Below are 23,089 nucleotides of genomic sequence, written 5' to 3'. Positions count from 1 at the left end.
TGATCTGCCATGCTAGGCTCCCGTTGTTTTAAAGAGTTACGGGAGGAATTGGTATGAAACACTTGTTCGCTGCGGCGCTGATAGCCTTTGGTTCTCAAGCACTTGCCGGTGGTGCGCCATCGCCTGAAGGGGCGGAAGTTTACTTCATCAATATTGAAGATGGCGCCTCGGTGCAGTCTCCGTTTGTGGTGCAGTTTGGCCTGACCGGGATGGGGGTTGCGCCTGCGGGGACGGAAGTGGAGAACACCGGGCACCACCATATTTTCATCAATCGCCCCCCTTTGGGGGAGGGGGCTGACGATGCGGATCTGCTTGAAAACGGGGTTCCAACAGATGACAATCACCGCCATTTCGGGGGCGGGCAAACCGAAGTGAGTTTGGACCTTCCGCCGGGCACACATACGCTGCAGCTCGTGCTGGGAGACGAGTTCCATGTGCCGCATACGCCACCTGTGGTATCAGAGGTCATCACGATTACTGTGAACTAACTCCAGCGTGCGTTGCGGATAGCCATTGCAACGCGTTAACAATTGGGGGCAGGATCGCGCCATGACTGAGACGATCCTGCCCCCCGCCGATGCCGAAGACCGCCGCGCCATCAAGCCGGTGATCTGTTATCCAAACATCACTTTGCCGACACCACCTCTGGCGCTTTACCAAGCTGCCAGAGAAGGGGCCAAGAAGGTGGATGAGGTGCTGATCCCGGCAAGAGATGCGCGGTGTTTTGAGGTGCCTGCTGGGCATTTCTTTCGCATCACCTCTGTCGAAGGACCGCAGGTGGGTGATCTCAATCTGTGGAACCTCAATGATTTGAGCGAGCGTTTTTTCTCGGGGAAAACAAGAGCTTTGCATGGCACCCACATCACGACGGGTGAGCGCATGTGGTCAAGCCTGCCTAGCCTGCGCCCAATGGCGACGATCGTGACTGATACGCTTGGCTGGTACGGGATCGACGCCTACGGTGGCTCCGTCCATGACGTGATTGGCACGCGCTGTGACCCATACACCGGCAATTTGCTGAGTGGGGATCAATATCACTATTGCTGTCATTCAAATCTAACCCGCGCCCTGGCGGCGCATCAGGGGATCAGCCTTGAGGAGGCGGAGCCTCATGTGCACGACGTTCTTAACGTTTTCATGTGCACGGGTTTCACACGCGACACTGGCCAGTACTTCATGAAGGCAAGCCCGGTGCGACCCGGAGACTATCTTGAGGCCTTTGCCGAAATCGATCTGTTGGGCGCTTTGAGCGCTTGCCCGGGCGGCGATTGTTCGGCGGAGCACAGCAGTGATGCCGCAGCGTGCCACCCACTGTTGGTGGAGGTTTTTGCCCCCACTGAAGGGGCGCTGGACGGTTGGGAAAGCCCGGCCATCAATGGCTATGATCGAAGCCACGGCAGGGCGCGTTAACCATTTTTTTGAGCGTCGGTATCGCGTCTGTATTGCGACGTTATCGCGTAGGTGCCGAATTTCGGTGCCCAAACGGCGTTAACCATTGTGGCAAAGGTGTTTTGGACCGCTGTCGAGGGGCGGTTTGGCCGGTGCTAAAAGCGTGGATGAGGACGGCAAAATGATGAGGCGTCGGGAGATGATTTTGACAAGTGGCGCGGCGGGGCTGACCAGCCTTTTCGGGGCCGCCGGTGGTGCGGCTGAAAGCCGGTTTTATGTGCCGCCTGAGGAGGCACCGCACCAGCGGACGTTCATGCAATGGCCGATCAATCGGCAGGTGCATTCAGATCCGGTCTTTCGCGAGATGACCCAGCAGACCATTGCGGACATTGCCAATGCGATTTCCGCGTTTGAACCGGTTGTGATGCTGGCGGCCAAAGAGGATCACAGCGGGGCGCAAGCAAAGTTGTCTGACGCAGTCGAGCTTTGGGACATTCCCACTGAGGATCTCTGGTGTCGGGATTCCGGCCCGATCTTTGTGGTGGACGGCCAGGATGGATTGGCGGTGAGCCACATTCAGTTCAATGGTTGGGGCGAGAAACAGATCCATCGACGCGACGGCCAAATTGCGGCGCGTTTGGCAGAGAGGCTGGGGCTCTCGCTTCTGCCGTCTGGTCTGCGTGGCGAGGCGGGAGGTGTTGAGCAGGATGGTCACGGCCTGCTCATGGCGCATGAAAGCAGTTGGGTGAATGAGAACCGCAATCCCGGCCTTTCAAGAGATGAGATCGAACGGAGGTTGCTGAGCGCCTATGGCGCCGAGCGGATGATTTGGTCTGAGGGTGTCTGGGGTGAGGACATCACGGATTACCACATCGACAGTCTTGCGCGGTTCACGGGGCCGGGGCGAGTCTTGATGAATCTCCCCGACGCACCGGATCTGCGCGACCCGTTTCACGCGGCTGCACTTGATACGCATGATGTGCTTGTTGCTGCAGGGCTTGAGGTTGACGTGATCCCGGAACCTTATGACCGCCGTGTTCAAAGCCTCGATTTTGTGGCGTCCTATGCGAATTACTACGTGTGTAACGGCGCAGTCATTGCAGCGGAGTTTGGCGACAGGGAAACCGACGCGATCGCCCGCGCGGCGCTGGCGAAGCACTATCCCGGACGCGAGATTGTCACGCTGAACGTGGACCCGTTGGGAGAGCTTGGCGGCGGCATTCACTGCGCGACGCAGCAGATGCCTGCGGTATAGCGGATACTCTGCCGGAGCAGTCAAGGGGTTTTATGCCTGCAACTCCGCATCCCAATAGAGATAGTCCATCCAGCTGTCATGCAGGAAGTTGGGCGGGAATTTACGGCCCACATTACGCAGTTCCTCAGAGCCGGGCTGGCGTGGGGGCTTACGTAGGCTCATATGCGCCTGGCGCAGGCTCTTGGAGCCTTTCTTGAGGTTGCAGGGCGAACAGGCTGCCACCACATTCTCCCAGCTTGTGACGCCACCTGCGGCACGGGGAATGACGTGATCAAAAGTCAGGTCCCCTTTGGCACCGCAGTACTGGCATTGGAATTCGTCCCTCAGAAATAAATTAAAGCGCGTGAAGGCCACGCGCTTTTGCAGTTTTACATAGTCTTTGAGAACGACAACCGAGGGGATACGTATCTCGGTAGAGGGGCTGCGGACCACATGGTCATATTCAGCCACGATGTCGACACGGTCCATATAGGCGGCTTTGATGGCATCTTGCCAAGGCCAAAGGGAGAGCGGGTAGTAGGAGAGCGGGCGGTAGTCGGCGTTGAGGACAAGGGCAGGGTGGTGTTTCAACCCGCCGGGACTTCGTGTGAATTCTGTCCTGAAATCGCCGTCCATCTTAGCTCTCCCTATGCGCCATTGGCCTTTCGGCCGACCTGCTTGCAACCACTATATCTCGTGTCTTTCATCTGACAAGTCTCACGATATACGTGATTTTCGCCGATGCTGAGACAGCTGCAGGATGCCAGCGCCCAATGACGCTTTGATGACAGGCCTGTGGATAAAATGTAAGCGCCGCGCTTGAATATCAAGCGCGGCGTAAAGGGGCTTTTGCAGAAGGGCTTTGCCTGCTGCGCGTTGGGCTAGTTTCGCTGAGGCGAGGCTTAGCCCAATGGTCGGCGCGGCAAAGCGGCTCGTGGCCTTAAATTTGGTGCGAGTAGCGCGCTTTAGTAGAACTTCAATCCGTTGAGATCGAAGGTTTTTGACAGGGTGAGCGCGAAGCGTGTGTCGTCCTGTGCGACCATGCTGCCGATGCCATGACGGCCAATGGCGTTGGTGGCTTGGGCGTCCACGGTGAAGCCGGATTTGCCAAGGTGATAGCGCGCGCCGGCGGCCCATGTGGCCTCGTCACCATCGCGACCGATCGGCGTGACTTCGGCGATCAGTTCCAGGCCGTTGTCAAAGCCGTAGTTCACGCCCATTCCAAAGCCGACCAGTTCGTTGTTGCCAAAGGCGCCGATCTTGGGGCTGGCAGTGAAGGAGAAGCCGTTTCTGGTTTTGTAGTTGGCGATCAGATCGGTGTAGAACACGCCGACCTTGGTTGGATCAGAGTTGATTTGACGTCCATAAAGCATCCGTCCGGTGAGGGAGAAGAGATTGCCGTTGTTCTGATCCATGAAGCGCAGTTTCGGGCCGACCATGTAGCGCACGCTGGTGGTGGGCACGAGGTCCTGATCTGCGGTTGGGTTGTCTGAGTATTTTTCAAAGATGACCTGAATTTCACCGTCGCGATCTGGGCTGAAGCTCAGCGAGACGCCTTGGTTGCTGTCGTTGCCTCCCCAGACGTCGGTGCGCAGCATGCCGGGCTCAAGCGTGTCGGCGCTGCCAAGCGTGAAGCCGTCCTGTTGCAGGTTTACCTGACGTGTGGTGGGTGGCAGAGACAGGCTGCGATAGCTGACCGGGCGATTGGCGCCGGGGGTGTAGATCAGGCGGGCGCCGGCGAGAACGTCATCGCCATCCGGCCAGAAGGTCATGACACTGGTGGCCGGTGTGTTGCCCCATCCGTTGGTGAGGTACCCCTCAAGCCCAAGGCGTGGAGTGACGTTGTAGCGCCCGCCCACGGTCCAGACCGGAACGCTTTCAAAATTGCCATCGCTGTTGATGGTGTTGTCGCCGGAGACCGCTGTTTCGATGGTCCCGAACATCAGCACGCGGTTGGAAGCGCGGTAGCTGACCCCGGCGCCGAGGCTGACGATGGTGCCGTAAAATTCATCGCCGGCGATGTCGTCAGGTGCGAGGGTGACACCTGGGGTCAGATGCAGCTGAAGCTTGGGCGAGATGCTGTAGGTGATCGGTGCTTTGATCGCGCCGACGAAGACCCCATCCTGAGTGGTGTCAAAGCCGCCCCAGAAATCGGAGCGTAGCGCAGCGAAGTTCTCAACCGAGCCAAGGGCAGCAACACTTAGGCGGCCGTTGTTAAAGAGCTGGTACTTGCCCCAGAGCGCGACTTCGGTGGTCTCGATCTGCGGGATGGTTGGAAAACCTGCGACCGGGCCGCCGATGGGATCCACAAAGTTCTGGACGTCGATGCCCATGGTAAAGCGGTCTGTGAAAGCGTAGGAGCCGCCGCCATTGTAGATCTGGTTTCCTGTGCCCGTCGGTGTGTCAGGAGAGTTCTGGCGCGCGCCGATGTTGAACTCCACCGTGCCTGCGTGGTTCACGTTTGCCGTTTCAAAGCCCACGATCCGCGTGGGAGGGCCTTCGACCACTGAAGGGCTGGCGGATTGTGCGGTGGCAAGGGCCGGAATAGCGGTTGCAGTGGTCAAGCTCAGTGTCAGAACCAAAGGGGAAAAGGGGCGCGCCTCAGAATTGTGATGGCTCACGGTGGGCTCCAGTAACAATAGGGTTAGTACGAAAGGACAGTATCTTGGGCGTCGGGGCGACCCAAGCGAAATTGGGTTTCAGCCGCGAATTTTGTGAGAGTTTTTAAAAGGCGTGGCCTTGAGGCATCGGCCTCATTAATGCGGATGCACTCAACCAGCAATTTACAGAAGAAAATTCAAGGTTGAACTTCTCAAAGGGTTTTCTTCTTGAACTGCATTTTTATCTCAGCCCCTTTGGCAATAACAAACCGTGACGTTTTTCATTTTGCCCGGGGCTGAGATGGAGCAGGCTTTAGAGGCCCAATTTGTCGCGCATAAAGGCGAGGGCGACGCCGAGACCATCTGGCGCGATGCCGTGGGCGGTGCCTTTCATGATGTGGGCGTAGACATCTGTAAAACCGGCTTCTTGAAGCGCCTCAGCGGCTTCGGGAAGAGATTGCGGCGGGACCACATCGTCCTGATCTCCGTGAATGAGCAGGACCGGTGGTTTGCTGACCGCTTCGTCCTTGAGCAAATCAGGCTGCAGCAGGCGGCCGGAAAAGGCCACCACACCTGCGACCGGATCTTCGCGACGCGGCGCAACGTGCAGGCTCATCATGGTACCCTGGGAGAAGCCCAGCAGCACAACCTGTTCCGGCAGCAGATCTTCATCCACCATCACAGCGTCCAGAAAGGCGTTCAGATCATCGACCGCTGCCATCATGCCGCGTTCGCTTTCTTCTTCCGAGGAACCGTCAATCCACGGAATGGGGAACCACTGGCGGCCCATAGGCATGCCGGGGATTTCTTCGGGCGCGTCAGGTGAAAGAAACAGCGTGTCGGGGAGGTGTTCCGCCAGCGGATCGGCCAACCCCAACAGATCGGCGCCATTGGCACCATAGCCATGCAGGAAAATCACCGCGGAACGAGTTTCGCCGGAGGCGGGTTCTTTGCGGAGGGTTTGCAATACGCGCGTCATGTCATGGCCTTATGTGATCTCAGAAGGGGCTTTGTTCTGGGATGTGTTTGGCATGTAAGGGCGCGGGTCGCAAGGAGGACGCGGGGACGCAGCTGCGCCCCCGGTCAAATGTGAAGACTTTAGGCGAAAGCCGCTTCCAGTGCGATTTCGACCATATCGCCAAAGCTCTTCTCGCGATCCTCGGAGGGCAGGGCTTCGCCGGTCAGTAGGTGGTCGGACACGGTGAGCACCGCCAGAGCGCGGCGGCCGTGGCGGGCCGCAAGATTATAAAGCTCTGCCGCTTCCATTTCGACGCCTAGGATGCCGTGGCGTGTCATCTGCTCGTTCAGATCAGGGCGTTCGTCATAAAACACATCGGAGCTGTAGATGCCGCCCACATGGGTGGGGGTGCCTTTGGCGGTGGCCGCATCCGCCGCAGCACGCAGAAGGCCGTAGTCTGCACAGGGGGCGAAATTGATCTCTTTGAAGATGCCGCGCGACGGGGTAGAGAGCGAGGTGGCTGTCATGGCGATGATGACATCACGCACTTTCACGCTTTCCTGCATGCCGCCACAGGAGCCGATGCGGATCAGGGTCTGAGCGCCATAATCTTTCATCAGCTCATTGGCGTAGATTGACAGGGAGGGCATGCCCATGCCGGAGCCGTGGATGGTGACGCGATTGCCTTTCCACGTGCCGGTGAAGCCAAGCATGCCGCGCACTTCGTTGATGAGCTTCACGTCACTCAGGAAGCTTTCTGCAGCCCATTTGGCGCGATACGGGTCGCCAGGCAGCAGCACTGTTTCAGCAATATCTCCGGGCTGGGCGCCGATATGGACGGTCATGCAGGTATCCTTTCAAGCATCAAAGCGACGGCATAGCGGTCGCTGTCAATAAAGAGCCTTGATGCGCAACCGCGTGGGCAACATCAAGACGGAATTCAGGGAAAGTGCTTAATTCAAAGCAATAAAGCCGGGGCCTCTGTCAGATCAACCTTTGTGAGGTGTCTGCGAAGGCCCCGGCTTTCAAAAGCGGTCGTCACTTAACCGAAAGTCGTCGATCAGACTTCCATTTGATCAGGCGTGATGCCTGCGGCCAGAGCCTGATCAAACCATTTTGGCTTGCGGCCCTTGCCGGTCCAGGTTTGGGTCTTGTCCTCGGGGTGCGCGTATTTCGGCACGCCTTTCATAAAGCCGTTCTTTTTCTTGCCGGTCGCAGTTGCCAGTTCTTCCAGAGAGAAACCGTATTTCTCGGCAGCTTCTTCGACAGCTTTCAGCGCGTCGGTTTTGCGCTGTGCTTCGCGCTTCTCCAGTTGAATGTCAATTTGCGCGCGCAGATCAATAAGTGCGTCGCGGGACAATTCTTCCAAGTTCATTTGTGTAGTCTCTATTCATGTGGTGGTGGCAACTTTTCGCCGATGCTACATAGAGATTGCAAGTGTAATATCTATTAACCGGGTGAAATTCCGAGAAATTGCACGAATTAGTTGCGGGAAAGAGTATTCCTTTCCCGCTTAAATCTGTTTCTTTCTCAATAAAGAGTTGAGGCGCGATTTCTTATGCGGCTGCAGACTCCGGGGCTGCCAAGGTCACGATATCGCGCATGATGATGTTCAGTTCGAAGTCTTTCGGGGTGTAAACCCGCGCCACGCCCATCGCCCGCAGGTGTTCTGCGTCGTCATCCGGAATGATGCCACCCACGATCACCGGTGTGTCGCCCAGACCAGCGGCAGACATGCGTGCCATGAGGTCTTCGACCAGCGGGATGTGCGAGCCTGACAAAATAGAGAGCCCGACAACATGGGCCTCATCTTCAAGCGCCTTGGCCACGATCTCCTCCGGGGTAAGGCGGATGCCGTCATAGGTGATGTCCATGCCGCAATCGCGTGCGCGGAAGGCGATTTGCTCGGCGCCATTGGAGTGACCGTCAAGGCCCGGTTTGCCAATGACAAACTTCAGGCGGCGGCCCAGACGGTCGGAAACCGCATCCACGGCATCCCGGATGTCATCCAACCCTTCGGTTTTGTTGGACGGCGCGCCTGATACCCCGGTTGGGCCGCGGTATTCGCCGTGTACAACCCGCATTTGCGCGGCCCACTCACCGGTTGTGACGCCGGCTTTGGCGGCCGCAATAGAGGCGGGCATCACGTTTGCGCCGCTGGCGGCTGCTTCGCGCAGATCTTTCAGGGCTTTTTCCACGGTGACCTGATCGCGGGTGGCGCGCCACTCGTTCAGGCGGCCGATCTGATCCTGCTCCACAGCAGGGTCCACCACCATGATGCCGCCATCACCGGTCATCAGCGGGGAAGGCTCGCCTTTCTGGAATTTGTTCACCCCGACCACGACGGTTTCGCCAGCCTCGATGCGGTTGAGGCGGTCGGCGTTGCTGTCCACAAGGCGGGATTTCATGTAGTCGATGGCACCGATGGCACCGCCCATGCTACCGAGGTTGGCAAGCTCGCTGCGGGCACCTGCCTTGAGTTCTTCGACTTTGGCGTCCACTGCGGGGTTGCCGTCAAACAGATCGTCATATTCCAGCAGGTCGGTTTCAAAGGCCATGATCTGTTGCATGCGCATGGACCATTGCTGATCCCAAGGGCGGGGCAGGCCGAGGGCCTCGTTCCAAGCGGGCAATTGCACCGCGCGGGCACGGGCCTTTTTGGACAGGGTCACCGCCAGCATTTCGATCAGAATGCGGTACACGTTGTTTTCAGGCTGCTGCTCGGTCAGGCCGAGAGAGTTCACCTGCACCCCGTAGCGGAAGCGGCGCGATTTGGGATCGGTCACACCGTAGCGCTCAACCAGAATTTCGTCCCAGAGATCCACAAAGGCGCGCATTTTGCACATCTCGGTGACAAAGCGGATGCCGGCATTCACAAAGAAGGAGATACGGCCGCAAAGGCGCGGGAAATCTTCTTCGGGAACGCGGGGCTTGAGGGCGTCAAGCACGGCGATGGCGGTGGCGAGCGCAAAGGCCAGCTCCTGCTCGGGCGTCGCGCCTGCTTCCTGCAAGTGGTAGGAACAGACGTTCATCGGGTTCCACTTGGGCACATTGGTGTAGCAGTATTCCGCCACATCCGCGATCATCTTCAGGCTTGGTTCGGGCGGGCAGATATAAGTGCCGCGCGACAGGTATTCCTTGATCAGGTCGTTTTGCACCGTGCCCTGCAGCTTGGTGACATCCGCGCCCTGTTCTTCGGCAACCGCAATATAGAGCGACAACAGCCACGGCGCGGTAGCGTTGATGGTCATGGAGGTGTTCATTTGCTCCAGCGGGATCTGGTCAAACAGGGTGCGCATGTCGCCAAGGTGACACACAGGTACACCCACTTTGCCCACTTCGCCGCGCGAGAGCACGTGGTCGCTGTCATAACCGGTCTGGGTCGGGAGATCGAAAGCCACGGAAAGGCCGGTTTGGCCCTTTTCCAGATTGGAGCGGTAGAGCGCGTTTGAGGCTTTGGCGGTGGAGTGACCGGCATAGGTCCGAATCAACCAGGGACGGTCTTTGGTCGGGGTTTGCTGCGTCTGCGACATGGGGCTTCCCTCTGTTCGGCGGCCAAGATAGAGCTCGGCAATAATCTTGCGTTTGAGCGTAGATATGCGAAACATCATGCGCAAGTCAATTCGCTGCGTTGCGGCAAATACGTCCCGTCATTCCGGCAGGCGGAGGCGGGCATGCAGAGATACCTGTTTACCTCAGCAGACGCAGTTGACAGACTCCGCGCCATGACATCGACCGTAGAACTTCCTCTTTGGCTGTTTGTGCTGATCCTGCTGTTTGCGATTGTAACAGCCGCGAGCCATTTGCTTTTTCCCTCTGTGCGCTGGTTTTTCCGGCGGCGGATGGAGCGGGCTGTGGCGCAGTTGAACGAGCGCCTGCAGCGACCGATTGAGCCGTTCAAGCTGGCGCAGCGCCATGACATGATCCAGCGGCTGATCTATCAGCCGGACGTCACACGGGCGGTGTCGGAATATGCCCGCGAGAAAGGTATTCCCGACGCCGTGGCCTTTGAGGAGGCCCGCCGGTACGCGCGGGAGATCGTTCCGTCTTTCTCAGCCACCATGTATTTTGGGGTCGCTATTCGCCTGACGCGTTTCTTCAGCCGCGCTCTGTATCATGTGCGTGTGGGCTTTGCCGATGAGGCTGCGATTAATGCGCTGCCCAAAGATGCCACGGTGGTTTTTGTGATGAACCACCGCAGCAACATGGATTATGTGCTTGTGACCTATCTGGCGGCGCGACGGTCTGCGCTGACCTATGCGGTCGGGGAGTGGGCGCGTGTTTGGCCGCTGAGCCGTCTGATCCGGGCGATGGGGGCCTACTTTATTCGGCGACGGTCTCAAAGTGATCTCTATCGCCGGGTTTTGGCAGCCTATGTGCGGCTGGCCACTGAGGCCGGGGTGACACAGGCCATGTTCCCGGAAGGTCGGCTGAGCCTTGATGGTGCCCCGCAGGAGCCGAAACGCGGGCTGCTCAAATATATCACGGATGCCTTTGATGGTTTTGAGGAGCAGGGGCATGATGTGGTGTTTGTACCGGTGGCCCTGAACTACGACCGTGTGCTGGAAGATCGCATTTTGCTGGAAGCCAAGGCGCGTGGGGGGAAAGGGTTCCGCGCGCGCATCAGCGTGATCCTCGGCTTTTTTATGAAGCAGATCCTGCTGCGCTTCGTTGGGCGCTACCGCAAATTTGGCACCGCAGGGGTGCGGTTTGGTCATCCGCTGTCGCTGACGGAGTTTGTCGCGGGGCAGGCGCGGCAAGAGAGTGAAGACCTTGCTGAACCGCTGTCTATGGAACTGATGGAGCGCATCAACGCGGTGGTGCCTGTGCTATCTGTGCCGCTGGTGGCCGCGATTTTGCAGGACGCTGAGGCGCCGATGACCCTCGATGAGGTCAAAATGGTGTATGATGGCCATATGGCCCGGCTGGGTGACGCTTCGGAAGGGGCGCAAGACGCCGGAGATGAGGACGCAACGGAAACCGGACTGCGTATTTTGGTCGGCCGTCGCATGATCGCCCAAGAGGGTGATCGCTACTTTAGGAAAGAAAATCAAGATGATGAGCTGGCATTCTATGCCAATTCAGTGCGTCACTTATTGAGTTAATTTCGCATGCGCAGCGTGAAATGCTGCAACTGCTGGGTCATAAAGTTACAAAAAACAGCCGTAGATGGTTGCAATGTTACTTTGCCGCCGGTATCTCGGTGGTAGAAACGCGATTCTGCATCGCGGCAATATGACCAAACAGGAGGCGAAAATGGCTCTGGATACCGAAAACAGCATTTTGACCTACGATGCGCCCAAGAAGGACCTCTATGAGGTTGGTGAAATGCCTCCCATGGGGCACGTCCCAAAGCAGATGTATGCTTGGGCCATCCGTCGTGAGCGTCAGGGCGAGCCGGACAAGGCGATGCTTCAGGAAGTTGTCGACGTACCAACGCTCGACAGCCACGAGGTGCTGGTTTTGGTGATGGCCGCCGGTGTGAACTACAACGGTGTTTGGGCGGGCCTCGGTGTGCCTGTGTCCATGTTTGATGTGCACAAGCAGCCTTACCACATTGCGGGTTCTGATGCGTCCGGCATCGTTTGGGCCGTGGGTGACAAGGTGAAGCGCTGGAAAGTTGGCGACGAAGTTGTGATCCACTGCAACCAGGATGACGGCGACGACGAGCACTGCAACGGTGGCGATCCGATGTATTCCGACAGCCAGCGCATCTGGGGCTATGAGACACCAGATGGGTCTTTCTCCCAGTTCACACGGGTGCAAGCACAGCAGTTGATGCCACGCCCCAAGCACCTGACCTGGGAAGAGAGCGCGTGCTACACGCTAACGCTGGCAACCGCTTACCGTATGCTGTTTGGTCACGAGCCGCATGACCTGAAGCCGGGTCAGAACGTGCTGGTTTGGGGCGCGTCCGGTGGTCTGGGTTCATATGCGATCCAGCTGATCAACACCGCAGGGGCCAACGCCATTGGTGTGATCTCTGACGAGAGCAAGCGTGACTTTGTCATAAGCCTCGGTGCCAAAGGTGTGCTCAACCGTAAAGACTTCAACTGCTGGGGTCAGCTGCCGACAGTGAACACGCCGGAATATGCCGAGTGGTTCAAAGAGGCGCGCAAGTTCGGCAAAGCCATCTGGGACATCACCGGCAAAGGCGTGAACGTCGATATGGTGTTTGAACATCCAGGCGAAAGTACTTTCCCTGTGTCCACCTTTGTGGTGAAAAAAGGCGGCATGGTTGTGATCTGCGCCGGTACCTCCGGTTTCAACTGTACCTTTGATGTGCGCTACATGTGGATGCACCAGAAGCGTCTGCAGGGCTCCCACTTTGCGCACCTGAAGCAGGCCTCCGCTGCCAACCAACTGATGGTGGAGCGTCGTCTGGATCCGTGCATGTCCGAAGTGTTCCCATGGGCAGAGCTGCCCGACGCGCACATGAAGATGCTGCGCAACGAGCACAAGCCGGGCAACATGTCCGTGCTGGTGCAGGCGCCTAAGACCGGCCTGCGCACGCTGGAAGACGTGCTTGAGGCTGGTAAGTAACAAGATTGGTCAAACGGTTTCCCCCGTTTTCCTCCTGCCCCCGGATCAGAGATGGTTCGGGGGTTTTTGTGTCTTCGGGTCGGTTTTGCGTGGCGCGGTGCGCAGAGATTGCGCACCCTACGGGGTGGTCCGTTGGGGACTGGGGCGTTAGGGATCTAGATCAAGAGGGGGGATGGCCATGGCAAAACTAGACACAGTGACTTTGCGGGTCTTGGATCCGGACCGGCAAAAGCAGTTTTATTGCGACGTGCTGGGCATGCGGGATCTGGGCGCTGGGCGTATCGGTTACGGCGGCGATGAGGCCGCACTGGTTTTTGAGCAGGCGCACGAGGGCTATCAGGCCACGCGCAGCGACCTCTACTGGAAGATCGCGCTGTCGGTGCCGGATATTGAGCTGGCCTGCGCGCAGCTGGCCAAGGCTGGTGTCGCGGTCTCTGAGCCGCACCAATTTGAAGATGTCGGCTATCTGGCGCATTTTGCGGATCCTGAAGGGTTTTCAATTGAGCTGATTGATCATGCCTTCAAAGGCGCGCGGGGCCCGGTTTCCAGTGATGCGGCGCTATTGGGAGGCGGGGCACATCTGAGCCTTGTGACCTTTCGGATCGCGGATCTTGAAGCAGTGGAGCCCACGCTTCTGCGCTGGGGAATGCGCAAATTGTCGGTGCAGCCGCTGACGGACTACGGCTTTATTCTGCATTTTTACGCTTTCACAGAAGAGCAGCCGCCGGAAGCGGATCTGGTGGCTGTGGGCAATCGCACGTGGACCTATCAGCGCCGCTATACGGTGCTTGAGCTGCAACATGTGGCTGCGCTTGAGACGGTACGGGTGCCGGAGGAGGGCGAGGCTGGCTATGTGGGGGTGACGATTGCCTCTGCTGCTGATGCGGGCTTTGAGGATCTGGAGCGTTTGAAAATACGATGGGCAGGATAGAGCTGCGCAGAGATTGCGCGCCTGGCGGGTGGCGTTGAGCGAAAGCTGCTGGCTCCTGCGGGCCGCCCGCTATAGGGTCGCGCCATGAGCAGTACATCCATCACTTTCAGCCATGATCAGGCTGACGCCTTTGACAATATTTCCACCCTGCTCAAAGGGCTGGGGGTGGATCTGGACGAGGGGCTGTTGAGCCCGCCCACGGAAGGCAAACAGGCCATCGCGGCTGTGACCGGCAAGGCCGGATCCGGTAAAACCTTGTTGCTTTCGGAGCTTGTGAAGGCGCTGGAAGAGGCCGGTGTGGACATCGTTTCTGGTGATTTTGAGGGCAAAAAGAAGAAAGATCGCCGGACGTTGGCGGTTTTGGCGCCGACCAACAAGGCGGCCAGTGTGCTGCGGATGCGCGGGGTGCCTGCGACCACCATTCACCGCATCATCTATACACCGGTCTATGATCCTGAATACGAGAAGATTGCGGAGTGGCTGGCCGAGAACGGAGAACGCCCGGAGATTGAGGGCCTCACCGATGAGGCGCTGGACCGGGCGCTGGAGTTCTACAAGGTACATAAATCCATCCCCGGCGCGCTGGCGGCTGCGGGGCTGCGGGGCAGTGATTTTATCACCGGCTGGAAGCGGCGCGATGAGCCGCTGGATATTGGCTTTATCGATGAAAGCTCGATGCTGGATGACAAGCAGTTTGATGACCTGAAGGAGATTTTCTCCACGCTGGTGTTGTTTGGAGATCCTGCGCAGCTGGCACCGGTGAACCAATCCGGGGCGATGGTGTTTGATAAGCTGCCTGCGCCGTCGGTCTATAATCTGGAGCGGATCCACCGTCAGGAGGCAGACAACCCGATCCTGGATCTGGCCCATGCTTTGGCCGACCCGCAGATGGAGTTTCACGACTTTGAGCGCATGGTGGAAGAAACCGCGCGCAAGGATGATCGGGTGCAGTATGCGCAGCGGGTTGAGGTGGACCTAATGGCGCGCAGCCCGGTTTTGGTGTGGCGCAATGCGACGCGCATTCGGCTGATCCACGCGTTTCGCCATGTGCATGGCGCACCTGAAGATGAATTGCTTGAGGGGGAGCCGCTGATTTGTGACGGGATCGAGCTGCCGCTTAAGCACCGTAAGAAGCGGCTGGATCTGGAGGCGCGTGGGCTCATCAAAGGCGCGCAGGTGATCTATCTCGGGCCGGGGCGTAAACCGGGCTTTTCGCGATTGCATGTGATGGGCGCAGAAGATCCGCGGGTCTCGGCGGCTTCGATTGTGAAGATCGAAGCACCGGAGGCGGAAGAGCCGTTTATTCCTTATGCGGCGCGCATGGGCGCAACCTTTCTGCACGGGGCCGCAGTCACCATTCACAAGGCGCAGGGTTCTCAGTGGGAGAATGTGCAGGTCTTTGCGCCGGACTTGTTTGTGGCAGCAAGAATGAACCGGATGGAGGCGGGGCAGCCTTTGTGGAAGCGGCTGGCCTATGTGGCGATCACACGGGCCAGCGAGCGCCTCTATTGGGTGGTGCGCAACCGGTTGGCCAAACCATCAGACGGGCTGCGGGTGGATGATCTGATCACCGCGCCAGCCCCATTGACCTTGGAAGCGCAGGAGGAGAGCGCATGAAGAGCATCATTGTGACCGGCGCAAGCCAGGGGATCGGGCGCGCGACGGCAGAAGTGTTTCTGAAGGCGGGCTGGCGCGTGGGTGTTTTGGCCCGCAGCGAAGACAGGCTACAGGAGCTGGCCAGCACCTATGACACTGCGGTGCCGCTGGTGGCAGATGTGACCGATGCGGCAGCTATGGAAAGCGCTTTTGCTCGGTTTGTCGCCCGCACCGAGCGCCTTGATGCATTGTTCAACAACGCCGGTATGTTTGGCCCCGTGGGGCCGATTGATGAAATTGATCTTGGTGGGTTTGATCAGGTGCTTGATGTGAACGTGCGTGGCATGTTCATTGCCGCGAAACTTGCCTTTGCGCAGATGCGGCGTCAGTCGCCGCAGGGTGGGCGGATCATCAATAATGGCTCGCTGGCAGCGCATGTGCCGCGCGAAGGTTCGGTGTGCTACACATTGACCAAACACGCGATTACGGGGCTGACGCGGAGCCTCTCGCTGGATGGGCGCGGCTATGATGTGGCTTGCGGGCAAATTGATATTGGCAACGCCGCCACCGATATGGTGACGGGTATCAACGAGCGGCTGATTGCGGAGGGCAAAACGCCTAATCCATCGATGGATGTGGAAGATGCCGCCAAATCGGTGTTGCATATGGCGGAGCTGCCGCTGAGCGCAAATGTGCAGTTCATGACCGTTATGGCAACCAAAATGCCCTATATCGGCCGCGGCTGAGATCGTCGCCGTTTTTGCACTCACTGCCGCCAAATAGGAAAGCCCCCGACCAAAGTGAGATCGGGGGCGAATGTTTTGGTGCTAAAAAGCGTTTTGGTAGTCAGAATAGGCGTCGTCGTTATCCGATCAGGCCGCCGTCGGTGCGACGGACTGCAAATACACCGGACCGTGGCACAGAGGTGCCGCCGTCAGGGAAGTGAGAGTCGCCGCGCTCGCCAGGATGCTGAATTCCGACAAACATGGTGCGGCGGTCCGGGGACCAGCACACGCCGGTGACTTCGCATTCTTTTGGCCCCACCAGAAAGCGGCGGATTTCGCCGGTTACGGTGTCGCCTGCGAGCATCTGGTTGTTGCCCATGCCCGCAAAGTCTTCGGCATTAGAATAGTTGCCGTCGGTCTGGATCCACAACAGGCCGGTGCTGTCAAAGGCCATGCCGTCGGGTGAGTTGAACATATTTCCGGCATTGATGTTCTCGCTGCCTGCATATGCATCGCTGTGAACATCCGGGTTGCCCGCAAGCGCGAACAGGTTCCAGCTGAAGCCGGTTGATGTGTGGTCCTCATCATCCGCCATCCAGCGCGCGATTTGGCCGTAGTGGTTTTCAACACGCGGGTTGGGGCCGTTTGCGGAGGTGTCATCGCCACCTGCATTGGGCTTCACGCCGCGGTTCTTGTTGTTGGTGAGGGCGACATAGGCCTCGGTCTTGGTGGGGTTCACCGCGACCCATTCCGGGCGATCCATGGTGGTGGCACCCACTTTGGAGGCGGCCTGACGGGTGTGAATGCGGATTTCCGCCTCGGTCATGCCGGTGGTTTCCGGTGTCAGTGCCAGCCATTCGCCGCGCATGTCATCGTGGAATTTGGCCACAAATAGATCGCCGCTTTCCAGAAGATCCGAGTTGTCGCCGACGCCGGAATAGGTGCCTTCGGAGACAAATTTATAGAGAAACTCGCCGCGTTCATCATCGCCCATATAGACGACAACCTTGCCATTGGCGGCTACAACCACGGCGGCGTTTTCATGTTTGAAACGGCCGAGTGCTGTGCGTTTCTTCGGGGTTGAGGTTGGGTCAAACGGGTCGATTTCCACCACATAGCCCGCGCGGTTGGGTTCATTTGGATCTTTGGCAACATCAAAGCGCGGATCCACTTTGGCCCAGCCATAGCCCCAGTCTTTGGAAGAGACACCGTAGCGCTTGAGCTCTGCGCTGACCTCATGGGCCTCATCTTCTGCGGAGAAGTAACCGTTGAAGTTTTCTTCGCAGGCCAGATAGGTGCCCCAAGGGGTTTCGCCGTTGCCACAGTTGTTCCAAGTGCCTTTGCAGGTGGTGCCGGTTGGATCGGCGGTGGTTTTCATGAGGTCATGGCCTGCTGCGGGGCCGGTGATCTCCATATCGGTTTGCGGTGTCACGCGGCGGTTCAGGTCGCTGTCGATCACAACTTGCCATTTGCCATCATCCCCGCGCGCCACTTCGACTACAGACACACCATGGGCCATCATACCTTTTTCAACATCGTCATCCGTGACCCAAGCGCCGTCCGGGTTGTTGCCCCAGAGGATCTTGCGGTTGGTATATTCATTGTTGATCGCCATCACATGACGGCCACCTTTGGTGAAGAAGGCCATGCCATCGTTGTTGTCGCCAAAGGCACCGGCCTGAGAGGCGGCGGTGCCACGGGTGGCTTCGTCAAACGCCGGGGTGCTGCTGAAAAGCGGATCACCCCATGTGACAACCTGTTCCCACTCAAAACCTTCGGGCACGGTGATCGTGTCTTCCGAATTGGCAGGGATTTGGTGGAAGCCGAAGCGGTCAGCGTGGCCATGGCCGCCAGCTTGTGCATCGCGGGTCAGAGCGGTGGTGCCGACAAGGAAGGAGCCCAGACCAAAGGTCATCACGCCGCCAAGAAAGCCACGGCGAGACAGGGCGCTTTCGACCACGCGATCAAAATCAGTTTCTTCGGCGCGGGGGGAAATCAGTTCGTCAATCTCGTCAAACGACAGGTCATCGTGGGACATGGCTGGCTCCTTAAGCTGGCTGGGGCGCACCCCAAGTTAATACTAGGTAAAGAAGCTAGGATGCGTCCGATTCAGTTTTGTGACAAGAAATACTCATCTTTATGACAGTGCGGCTGACGTAGATTTCCCTGAGATTTCGGCATGTTCTTGCCGGCACGTGGATGGCTATCGTGCCTCTGACAGGAGTTGCTCCAAGGGCAATGGGCGGCTGTACATCTGCAAAGAGCCGTCTTCATGGCGCGGCCATTCTGCGGGGTCGCGGTCGCAATAAAGCTCGACACCATTGCCGTCAGGATCGTTGAAGTAGATGGCTTCTGAGACGCCGTGATCAGAGGCCCCCATCACCGGAAAGCCCGCATCTATGACACGCTTAACGGCGGTGGCGAGATCCGCGCGGGAGGCATAGAGCAGGGCGGTGTGAAACAGGCCCGTGTGGCCCTCAGGCGCAGGCGTGCCGCCTTTGCTGCGCCATGTGTTGAGGCCAATATGGTGGTGGTAGCCGTCCGCCCCAAGAAACGCAGCTTCGCTGCCGAGGCGAGCTTGTACCTCAAAGCCCAGCACATCTGCGTAGAAGGCAATGGCGCGTTCCAGATCGGCGACTTTTAGATGGACGTGGCCGATGCGTGCTGAGGGGGCGAGGGCTGCTGCGGGCTGTGTCATGGGACTCTCCTTTGCTTAGGGAGAGTTTAGGAGCGGGCGGCGGGGGCGAAAACTCGCGTTTGGGCGCGAAGCCTGTGCGTGAATGCGCAGAGCGGTAGGCGAAGAAGAAGGGCCGGAGCTGCTTGGCGGTCCGGCCCTTTTGGCGATGTTATGTTAGGGCAACTTAGCCTGCGATGACGTTTTGTTTCTGAACGCCCAGACCTTCGATGCCCAGCTCCATTTTGTCGCCTGGCTTGAGGTAGGTCTGCGGGTTTTGGCCCATGCCCACACCCGGAGGGGTGCCGGTGGAGATCACGTCGCCCGGCTGCAGGGACATGAACTGGCTGAGGTGCGAGATCACGGTGGCCACGTCAAAGTGCATCGTCTTGGTGGAGCCGTCCTGATAGCGGTGGCCGTTGACCTCCAGATACATCGGCAGGTTCTGCGGGTCTGCTACTTCGTCGCGTGTCACCAGCCAAGGGCCGATGGGGCCGAAGGTGTCTGCAGATTTGCCTTTGACCCATTGGCCAGAGCGGTGCAGCTGGAAATCACGTTCAGAGAGGTCGTTGACAACGCAGTAGCCTGCGACATGGTCCAATGCGTTTTCTTTGCTGACGTATTTGGTGTGTTTGCCGATCACCACGCCCAGTTCAACCTCCCAGTCGGATTTCACCGAGGTGCGGGGGATTTCAACATCGTCGTTGGGGCCGGAAATTGCCGAAGTGGCCTTAAAAAAGATCACTGGCTCCTCTGGCAGAGCCATACCGGATTCCGCGGCGTGGTCGGCGTAGTTAAGGCCGATGCAGATGAATTTGCCAACTTGGCCTACACACGCGCCGATGCGTGGCGATCCTTCGACCACCGGAAGGCTGGCCGGGTCGATCGCGCGTAATTTGGCGAGGCTTTCGTCGCTGAGCGCCGCGCCTGCGATGTCATCCACATGGCCGGAAAGATCGCGGATATTGCCCGCATCATCCTGCAGGCCGGGTTTCTCTGCCCCGACCGGGCCGTACCGTAGAAGCTTCATTGAGGTGTCCTTTCTCGCTCAGATCGTCCAGCCGCCATCGATGGCGAAGGGCTGGCCGGAAGTGTATTTGCTGGCGTCGCTGGCCAGATAAAGCGCCAGCTCTGCGATTTCATCTGCTGCGCCGATGCGGCCCATGGGCTGGCGGGCAATAAAGTCGCTCATTGCCTGCTCATAGTCCCCTGTGGCGCGCAGGCGATCATGCAGGCTGGGGCTGTCCACGGTGCCCGGGCAGATGGCGTTGCAACGGATGCCCTGCGCCACGTAATCGGCTGCCACAGCTTTGGTCAAGCCGAGAACCGCGCCCTTGGACGCGCAATAGGCAAAGCGGTTTGGCACGCCTTTCATGGAGGACGCCACGGAGGACATGTTGATGATTGAGCCGCCGCCGTTTTCCAGCATGCCTGGAAGGGTCAGCTGGATCAGGCGGTACATGGCCTTGACGTTCAGATCAAAGCTGAAGTCCCAGTCTTTCTCCGAGCACTCCAGAATGGTGCCACCTGCGACATAGCCTGCGCAGTTAAAGAGCACGTCCAGCGCGGGCAGGTCGGCAGCGGCCTTTGCCACCGCAGCACCATCGGTCACATCAAGCTTGAGCGCGGTTACGCCGTCGATTTGGGCCAGCTCGGCCAGCGATACATCGTTGATATCGCTGGCGATGACCTGGGCGCCTTCTGCCACAAAGAGCTCTGTGGTGGCGCGGCCAATGCCCTGGCCCGCCGCCGTGATGAGCGCTGTTTTGCCAGCCAGTCGGCCAGTTGCCTCAGTCATTTGCTTGGTCCTTATACCTGTTCAGGCAACAGCTCTGCCGGAATGTTCTGATAGCAGACCGGGCGCAGGAACCGGCGAATGGAGAGCGTGCCCACAGAGGTGGCCCCAAAGTTGGTAGAGGCCGGGTAGGGGCCGCCATGTACCATCGTATCGGAGACCTCAACGCCGGTTGGGAAGCCATTGGCGAGTACGCGGCCGGCTTTGCGCTCCAGCAGCGGCAGCAATGCTTGTGCTTCTTGGGTGTCGCCCGCGTCCATTTGCAGGGTGCAGGTCAGCTGGCCTTCAATCGCCCGGGCGACCTCGTGCATTTGTGCGGTGTCACGCACGCGCACGATGATGCCCATCGGTCCAAAGACCTCTTCTTGAAGGTGGGCATCCGCGAGCCAATCTTCGCCCGAAACGCTAAAGAGATAGGGCTTGGCTGCGCGATCCGGACAAGAAGAGCCCATGACTTCAGTCACACCTTTACTACCCGTCACACGCGCCACTCCGTCGCGGTAGGCGGCGGCGATGCCGTCTGTCAGCATGGTTTGGGCGTCGGTGGCTTCGAGTGTGGTCTGCGCGGCCGCTTGAAGGGCGTCTGCCTCTGCACCGTCGATCACCACGGCAATCCCGGGGTTGGTGCAAAATTGGCCTGCGCCCATGGTCAGGGAGCCTGCCCAGCCCGTGCCGATTGCGGCTGCACGGGCGCCTGCAGCGGCGGGCAGCACAAACATTGGGTTTACAGAGCCGAGTTCGCCAAAGAAAGGGATTGGCTCGTCGCGCTGAGCGCAAAGGTCAAAGAGCGCACGGCCCCCGGCGAGGCTGCCGGTGAAACCCACGGCGCGGATCAGGGGATGTTGTACGAGACGGGTGCCCACATCGCGTTTTCCGCCCTGAACAAGCGAGAAGATACCCGGATGCATATCGAGCGCCTTCAGTGCTGCATCAACCGCCTGCGCAACGATTTCGCCTGTGCCGGGGTGGGCGGAGTGGCCTTTGACCACAACGGGGCAGCCAGCAGCAAGTGCGGCGGCGGTGTCACCCCCAGCGGTCGAGAAGGCCAGAGGGAAGTTTGAGGCACCAAAAACGGCCACCGGGCCAATGGGGCGCTGGATCATGCGCAGTTCCGGGCGCGGCAAAGGCGCGCGATCGGGCAGAGCTTCATCATGGCGCAGGTCAAGGTAAGCACCCGCTTCAATGTGATCGGCAAATAGGCGTAGCTGGCCAGTGGTACGGCCACGCTCGCCTTCCAGACGCATCGCGGGCAACCCGGTTTCTTGAGTGCCTATTTCGGTGATCGCGTCGCCACGTGCGTCGATCTCCTCGGCGATTTTGCGCAATAGTGCGGCGCGTTCACTGCGGGAGGACCAGCCGAAGCTGGCAAATGCGGCTTCAGCTGCTTCTACGGCGGCATCCACATGTGCAGGTGTGCCTACAGCAAAATCATGGCTTTCGCCGGTGGCGGGTTCAGATGCAAAGGTTGCGTCGCCTGCGACCCAGTCGCCAGCAATTAGGTGTTTTCCGGTCAGCATATCTTTCGCTTTCTTAGAGCAGGCCACGGTCGGCCAGGTTGCGCATTAGGTGAGAAGCGCCAAAGCGCCACTCGTCACATTCGGTGGACAGGCGCACGGTATTGGTGAGCTGTCCAAGTTGGTTGTTTGCGATGGTCACAACATCGCCAAGCTTGTGGGTGAAGCCTCCGCCGGGGGTGTCACGGTCTTGGGTGGGCGCAAAGAGCGTGCCCAAGAACAGCATCAGCCCGTCTGGATATTGGTGATGCCGGCCAATGGTTTGGCGCACCAGGTCTGCCGGATCACGGCTGATCTGTGCCATAGAAGAATGGCCCTGAAGCTCAAACCCTTCCGGCCCGGAGACGGTGAGGGTCAGCTCTGCCTGACGCACATCATCCAGCGTAAAACTCTCGTCAAAGAGGCGGATCATCGGGCCGATGGCGCAGGAGGCGTTATTGTCTTTGGCTTTGCTGAGCAGGAGGGCAGAGCGGCCTTCCACATCGCGCAGGTTGACGTCGTTGCCGAGGGTCGCGCCTTTGATCTCTCCTTTGGAGGTCACTGCGAGCACCACCTCTGGCTCGGGGTTGTTCCATGTGGAGATCGGGTGCAGGCCGATGTCGGCACCAAAGCCCACAGATGACAGAACCTGTGCTTTGGAAAACACTTCCGCATCCGGGCCGATTCCAACCTCAAGATATTGGCTCCAGAGGCCTTCTGCGATCAGGGCTTGCTTGACCTCCTCCGCGGCATCAGAGCCGGGAACGATGTTGGAGAGGCTGTCGCCAATGCGCGCGCCGATACGTTTTCGGATGGCTTCGGCTTTGGCAGGGTCACCAGCAGCTTGCTCTTCAATCACGCGCTCAACCATGGAGCCTGCAAAGGTCACGCCACAGGCTTTTACAGCCTGAAGGTCACATGGTGCGAGCCAGTTGTGGTCTTCTGTCACCGCGCCCAAAGAGGTGCCGGGGGCAGAGCGGGCGTAGTCTGCAGCGTCCTCACGCTCCAGAATGTCGCGCACGGTGGGGGCGGTTTTGGATGTGATGTCCACCAGTTGCCCATCACGGATGGTCACAACTGCCGGGCCGATACCGGGGCGTTCTACGCGGCCGAGCCAAAGCCCGGAAGGATCAAGGGAAAGATCAGTCATA

20 protein-coding genes are annotated in these 23,089 nt (G+C 58.9%); 8 read left to right on the top strand and 12 right to left on the bottom strand.

All coding sequences use genetic code 11. The features are described from left to right. Positions 1 to 53: 53 nt before the first annotated feature. The 3 genes from J7400_RS07390 (at position 54) to J7400_RS07380 (ending at position 2,644) form a co-directional block, all read left to right on the top strand. Positions 54 to 488 carry a DUF4399 domain-containing protein gene (locus J7400_RS07390; protein WP_209061439.1) on the top strand — a complete coding sequence of 145 codons (435 nt, stop codon included), beginning with the start codon at positions 54 to 56 and terminating at the stop codon, positions 486 to 488. Between the two features lie 61 nt (positions 489 to 549). Beyond that, positions 550 to 1,410, top strand: a complete 861-nt coding sequence (locus J7400_RS07385; RefSeq protein WP_209061437.1) for a DUF1989 domain-containing protein — start codon at positions 550 to 552, stop codon at positions 1,408 to 1,410. A gap of 163 nt (positions 1,411 to 1,573) precedes the next feature. Continuing rightward, positions 1,574 to 2,644: an agmatine deiminase family protein gene (locus J7400_RS07380; protein ID WP_209062059.1), complete on the top strand. Its 1,071-nt coding sequence runs from the start codon at positions 1,574 to 1,576 to the stop codon at positions 2,642 to 2,644. A gap of 30 nt (positions 2,645 to 2,674) precedes the next feature. Here J7400_RS07380 and J7400_RS07375 read toward each other — a convergent pair whose 3' ends face one another. From J7400_RS07375 to J7400_RS07350, 6 genes are all read right to left on the bottom strand, one after another. After that, entirely contained in the window at positions 2,675 to 3,259 is a 585-nt protein-coding gene (locus J7400_RS07375) for an HNH endonuclease (RefSeq protein WP_209061434.1), read from the bottom strand. A gap of 329 nt (positions 3,260 to 3,588) precedes the next feature. Then, the gene (locus J7400_RS07370; RefSeq protein WP_209061432.1) at positions 3,589 to 5,244 is read right to left on the bottom strand and encodes a DUF1302 family protein; all 1,656 of its coding nucleotides are present in this window, start codon (positions 5,242 to 5,244) and stop codon (positions 3,589 to 3,591) included. A 292-nt stretch (positions 5,245 to 5,536) separates the two neighbouring features. After that, on the bottom strand, positions 5,537 to 6,202 hold the full coding sequence (locus J7400_RS07365) for an alpha/beta fold hydrolase (protein WP_209061430.1): 666 nt from the start codon (positions 6,200 to 6,202) through the stop codon (positions 5,537 to 5,539). Positions 6,203 to 6,321: 119 nt separating this feature from the next. Beyond that, the gene (gene deoD, locus J7400_RS07360; protein WP_209061429.1) at positions 6,322 to 7,026 is read right to left on the bottom strand and encodes a purine-nucleoside phosphorylase; all 705 of its coding nucleotides are present in this window, start codon (positions 7,024 to 7,026) and stop codon (positions 6,322 to 6,324) included. Positions 7,027 to 7,241: 215 nt separating this feature from the next. Continuing rightward, the gene (locus tag J7400_RS07355) at positions 7,242 to 7,556 is read right to left on the bottom strand and encodes an H-NS histone family protein (RefSeq protein ID WP_209061427.1); all 315 of its coding nucleotides are present in this window, start codon (positions 7,554 to 7,556) and stop codon (positions 7,242 to 7,244) included. A gap of 181 nt (positions 7,557 to 7,737) precedes the next feature. Next, positions 7,738 to 9,714 carry a protein meaA gene (locus J7400_RS07350; RefSeq protein WP_209061425.1) on the bottom strand — a complete coding sequence of 659 codons (1,977 nt, stop codon included), beginning with the start codon at positions 9,712 to 9,714 and terminating at the stop codon, positions 7,738 to 7,740. Between the two features lie 141 nt (positions 9,715 to 9,855). On the opposite strand from J7400_RS07350, the gene J7400_RS07345 reads away from it, so the two are divergent. The 5 genes from J7400_RS07345 (at position 9,856) to J7400_RS07325 (ending at position 15,997) form a co-directional block, all read left to right on the top strand. Continuing rightward, positions 9,856 to 11,286: a 1-acyl-sn-glycerol-3-phosphate acyltransferase gene (locus J7400_RS07345; RefSeq protein WP_348540133.1), complete on the top strand. Its 1,431-nt coding sequence runs from the start codon at positions 9,856 to 9,858 to the stop codon at positions 11,284 to 11,286. 151 nt (positions 11,287 to 11,437) lie between these two features. Further along, entirely contained in the window at positions 11,438 to 12,724 is a 1,287-nt protein-coding gene (gene ccrA, locus J7400_RS07340) for a crotonyl-CoA carboxylase/reductase (protein WP_209061423.1), read from the top strand. A gap of 178 nt (positions 12,725 to 12,902) precedes the next feature. Next, positions 12,903 to 13,655: a VOC family protein gene (locus J7400_RS07335; protein WP_209061421.1), complete on the top strand. Its 753-nt coding sequence runs from the start codon at positions 12,903 to 12,905 to the stop codon at positions 13,653 to 13,655. A gap of 84 nt (positions 13,656 to 13,739) precedes the next feature. After that, entirely contained in the window at positions 13,740 to 15,272 is a 1,533-nt protein-coding gene (locus J7400_RS07330) for an AAA family ATPase (RefSeq protein WP_209061419.1), read from the top strand. Beyond that, positions 15,269 to 15,997, top strand: coding sequence for an SDR family oxidoreductase (locus J7400_RS07325; protein ID WP_209061417.1), 729 nt, complete (start codon positions 15,269 to 15,271; stop codon positions 15,995 to 15,997). Before J7400_RS07330 ends, J7400_RS07325 begins: the two co-directional genes overlap by 4 nt. A gap of 118 nt (positions 15,998 to 16,115) precedes the next feature. Here the strand turns inward: J7400_RS07325 and J7400_RS07320 are convergent, their stop codons facing one another. The 6 genes from J7400_RS07320 to J7400_RS07295 all read right to left on the bottom strand — a co-directional run bounded on the left by J7400_RS07320 (position 16,116) and on the right by J7400_RS07295 (position 23,088). Then, positions 16,116 to 18,014 (bottom strand): PhoX family phosphatase, encoded by a 1,899-nt coding sequence (locus J7400_RS07320; protein WP_209061415.1) that lies wholly within the window; start codon positions 18,012 to 18,014, stop codon positions 16,116 to 16,118. A 165-nt stretch (positions 18,015 to 18,179) separates the two neighbouring features. Next, positions 18,180 to 18,674, bottom strand: a complete 495-nt coding sequence (locus J7400_RS07315) for a VOC family protein (protein ID WP_209061412.1) — start codon at positions 18,672 to 18,674, stop codon at positions 18,180 to 18,182. A 163-nt stretch (positions 18,675 to 18,837) separates the two neighbouring features. Next, positions 18,838 to 19,680: a fumarylacetoacetate hydrolase family protein gene (locus tag J7400_RS07310; RefSeq protein WP_209061410.1), complete on the bottom strand. Its 843-nt coding sequence runs from the start codon at positions 19,678 to 19,680 to the stop codon at positions 18,838 to 18,840. 18 nt (positions 19,681 to 19,698) lie between these two features. Beyond that, complete coding sequence (locus tag J7400_RS07305; RefSeq protein WP_209061408.1) at positions 19,699 to 20,448, bottom strand: SDR family oxidoreductase; 750 nt, start codon at positions 20,446 to 20,448, stop codon at positions 19,699 to 19,701. 11 nt (positions 20,449 to 20,459) lie between these two features. Continuing rightward, positions 20,460 to 21,962, bottom strand: coding sequence for an aldehyde dehydrogenase (NADP(+)) (locus J7400_RS07300; protein ID WP_209061406.1), 1,503 nt, complete (start codon positions 21,960 to 21,962; stop codon positions 20,460 to 20,462). Positions 21,963 to 21,975: 13 nt separating this feature from the next. Next, on the bottom strand, positions 21,976 to 23,088 hold the full coding sequence (locus J7400_RS07295) for a fumarylacetoacetate hydrolase family protein (RefSeq protein WP_209061404.1): 1,113 nt from the start codon (positions 23,086 to 23,088) through the stop codon (positions 21,976 to 21,978). Position 23,089: the final 1 nt, after the last annotated feature.

The sequence above is a fragment of the Shimia sp. R9_2 genome (assembly GCF_017743735.1).
Classification (GTDB): domain Bacteria; phylum Pseudomonadota; class Alphaproteobacteria; order Rhodobacterales; family Rhodobacteraceae; genus Shimia.
This window is presented reverse-complemented; position numbering and strand designations above follow the sequence as displayed.

What these genes read in the sequence shown, in the direction of transcription:
- J7400_RS07345 (WP_348540133.1), top strand. Translation starts at nt 9,856, where the DNA reads ATGCAGAGATACCTGTTTACCTCAGCAGACGCAGTTGACAGACTCCGC.
- J7400_RS07335 (WP_209061421.1), top strand. Translation starts at nt 12,903, where the DNA reads ATGGCAAAACTAGACACAGTGACTTTGCGGGTCTTGGATCCGGACCGG.
- J7400_RS07365 (WP_209061430.1), bottom strand. Translation starts at nt 6,202, where the DNA reads ATGACGCGCGTATTGCAAACCCTCCGCAAAGAACCCGCCTCCGGCGAA.
- J7400_RS07310 (WP_209061410.1), bottom strand. Translation starts at nt 19,680, where the DNA reads ATGAAGCTTCTACGGTACGGCCCGGTCGGGGCAGAGAAACCCGGCCTG.
- J7400_RS07355 (WP_209061427.1), bottom strand. Translation starts at nt 7,556, where the DNA reads ATGAACTTGGAAGAATTGTCCCGCGACGCACTTATTGATCTGCGCGCG.
- deoD (WP_209061429.1), bottom strand. Translation starts at nt 7,026, where the DNA reads ATGACCGTCCATATCGGCGCCCAGCCCGGAGATATTGCTGAAACAGTG.
- J7400_RS07320 (WP_209061415.1), bottom strand. Translation starts at nt 18,014, where the DNA reads ATGTCCCACGATGACCTGTCGTTTGACGAGATTGACGAACTGATTTCC.
- J7400_RS07305 (WP_209061408.1), bottom strand. Translation starts at nt 20,448, where the DNA reads ATGACTGAGGCAACTGGCCGACTGGCTGGCAAAACAGCGCTCATCACG.
- J7400_RS07295 (WP_209061404.1), bottom strand. Translation starts at nt 23,088, where the DNA reads ATGACTGATCTTTCCCTTGATCCTTCCGGGCTTTGGCTCGGCCGCGTA.
- J7400_RS07325 (WP_209061417.1), top strand. Translation starts at nt 15,269, where the DNA reads ATGAAGAGCATCATTGTGACCGGCGCAAGCCAGGGGATCGGGCGCGCG.
- J7400_RS07380 (WP_209062059.1), top strand. Translation starts at nt 1,574, where the DNA reads ATGAGGCGTCGGGAGATGATTTTGACAAGTGGCGCGGCGGGGCTGACC.
- J7400_RS07390 (WP_209061439.1), top strand. Translation starts at nt 54, where the DNA reads ATGAAACACTTGTTCGCTGCGGCGCTGATAGCCTTTGGTTCTCAAGCA.
- J7400_RS07385 (WP_209061437.1), top strand. Translation starts at nt 550, where the DNA reads ATGACTGAGACGATCCTGCCCCCCGCCGATGCCGAAGACCGCCGCGCC.
- J7400_RS07375 (WP_209061434.1), bottom strand. Translation starts at nt 3,259, where the DNA reads ATGGACGGCGATTTCAGGACAGAATTCACACGAAGTCCCGGCGGGTTG.
- J7400_RS07300 (WP_209061406.1), bottom strand. Translation starts at nt 21,962, where the DNA reads ATGCTGACCGGAAAACACCTAATTGCTGGCGACTGGGTCGCAGGCGAC.
- J7400_RS07315 (WP_209061412.1), bottom strand. Translation starts at nt 18,674, where the DNA reads ATGACACAGCCCGCAGCAGCCCTCGCCCCCTCAGCACGCATCGGCCAC.
- ccrA (WP_209061423.1), top strand. Translation starts at nt 11,438, where the DNA reads ATGGCTCTGGATACCGAAAACAGCATTTTGACCTACGATGCGCCCAAG.
- J7400_RS07330 (WP_209061419.1), top strand. Translation starts at nt 13,740, where the DNA reads ATGAGCAGTACATCCATCACTTTCAGCCATGATCAGGCTGACGCCTTT.
- J7400_RS07350 (WP_209061425.1), bottom strand. Translation starts at nt 9,714, where the DNA reads ATGTCGCAGACGCAGCAAACCCCGACCAAAGACCGTCCCTGGTTGATT.